General features: G+C 32.0%; 1 protein-coding gene. It reads left to right on the top strand.

Translation table 11 applies throughout. The features are described from left to right. Window positions 1-201 precede the first annotated feature (201 nt). Window positions 202-2,318: S9 family peptidase (locus tag RH98_RS14880; protein WP_010257421.1), on the top strand; the 2,117-nt coding region annotated here is incomplete at its 3' end.

Below are 2,318 nucleotides of genomic sequence, written 5' to 3'. Positions count from 1 at the left end.
TTTTTCTTTATTCCTAATCGCAACTGTATGGGATTAGGAATACTTTTATCAATAAAACACAATGCTTAAAATAACATAAGTAAAATGGGAGTGGATAGTTTGAAAAATAACGATTCTTTGAGACTCAAAAGTTGTTTAAGAGTGAAGTTTTTAAGATTTTTGAGTAGCGTAAAAGCAGTGGTTAAACTTAAAGTAATATAGATGAAAAATATAGTAGGAGATTGGAAAGCATTATTGCAGTTGGGAGAAATGGAAGTAGAGATGCTTTTGCATTTAAAAAATGAAAATGAGGTCATAGTAGTAACTATAGACTTGCCAAAATTAGGAGCTTCTGGAATTGTAGGAAGTAATGTGAATTTAGACGAAAATGAATTAAGTTTTACTATACCTCAGGTGGGAATGTCTTTTAATGGAAAGATAAATAATGAGCTAATTGAAGGTGTAATTATTCAAGGTGATCAAGAATTAGCAGTGGTTTTTAATAAAACCATTATTGAGTTGCCAGGAGATCCTTCTTTAGTATCTCCAAAAGAAGAATTAACTGCTTTAGCAAATAAAGAAAAAGGAGAGTATACGTATGAAGTAGAAGATTATTTTCAACGACCTAAGTCATCAGCCTTTCAGCTTTCGCCTAATGGTAAATATCTTTCCTATAGAGAGAAAGATGAAAATAATAAACGTCATGTTTATGTAAAAGAAGTGGGAACAGGTAATGTTATTCGTGTTATTGAAGAGGGGGATGAATTAGTGCGTGGCTACGGATGGATTAATGATGAGCGCTTGGTTTATGTAATGGATAGAGGAGGTGATGAAAACTATCATATTTACGCAGTAAATGTTGATGGGCAAAATAATATTGATTTGACTCCTTTTGATAAAGTGCAGGCAGGTATTTTAAATATGCTTAAGGAGCAAAAAGATTATATTATTATCTCTATGAACTTGGATAATGAGCAAATATTTGAGCCATATAAAATTAATATTCATACAGGGGACTATGAGAAGCTTTTTACAAATGACGATCCAGCAAATCCAATTGCAGATTATGATTTTGATAAAGATGGTAATCTTCGTGGATATAGTAAAATGTATAATGGTATTCAAACACAGTATTATTATAAAACACAGGGGAGTGAAGATTTTGAATTATTTCAAACAATTAATTGGTCAGATACATTTGGTATTATGGCTTTTAATTACGCATCTGACAATAAAGATGAGGCTTATGTCTTAACTAATTTAGATTCTGATAAGCAAAGGATTGTTTTATATGATTTTAAAAAGAAGTCAATAGTAAAAGAAGTTTATTCTAATAGTGATTATGATGCGTCAATAATAGGATTATCTCGCAAGCGAAATTGGGAAATAGATTATTTAGGGTATGAAGGAGAGAAGGTAACTATAGAATCAGTTAGTGAGACATTTAAGAAGATTCATGGAGTGTTAGAAACTCATTTTGGAAGCTATGAGTATAATCTAGTTGGTAAAACAGATAATGAAGATAAATATTTAGTTCTTGTTCAAAGTGATAAATTATATGGTAAATATTATTATTATGACGCTTTGAGTGAAGAAGTTACTTTATTATACGATTTAATGCCTCAGTTAAAAGAGGAGGATATGGCAGAGATGCTTCCTATTTCTTTTATGAGTAGGGACGGTATTAAGTTACATGGATATATAACACTACCTCATGTTGTAAGAGAAGGAAAAAAAGTACCATTAATTGTAAACCCTCATGGTGGTCCTCAGGGTATTAGAGATAGTTGGGGGTTCAATCCAGAAACACAACTATTTGCAAGTCGTGGATATGCTACTTTACAAGTTAACTTTCGTATATCAGGAGGTTATGGTAAGGAGTTTTTTAAGTCTGGCTTTAAACAAATTGGGCGTAAGGTAATGGATGATGTAGAAGATGGAGTTGCTTATGTAATTGAGCAGGGATGGGTAGATGCAAATAAAATAGCAATATATGGTGCTAGTCATGGTGGATATGCTACTTTGATGGGATTGGTAAAAACACCAGATTTATATACATGTGGTGTAGACTATGTTGGAGTCTCTAGTATTTTTACTTTTTTTGAGTCTTTTCCAGAGTATTGGAAACCTTATAAGGATATGGTTAAAGAGATTTGGTATGATTTAGATAATCCAGAGGAAAGAGAAATAGCAAAAGAAGTTTCTCCAGTTTTTCAGTTAGATAAGATTAAAAAACCATTATTTGTAGTTCAGGGTGCTAATGATCCGAGAGTGAAGATTGCGGAATCAGATCAAATTGTAGTAGCACTTCGCAATAAAGGTTTTGAAGTTCCTTATAT

The sequence above is a fragment of the Myroides injenensis M09-0166 genome, from assembly GCF_000246945.1.
Classification (GTDB): Bacteria; Bacteroidota; Bacteroidia; order Flavobacteriales; family Flavobacteriaceae; genus Flavobacterium; species Flavobacterium injenense.
Note: the sequence above shows the minus strand (reverse complement) of the source record. Positions and strands in the feature narration are given on the sequence as shown.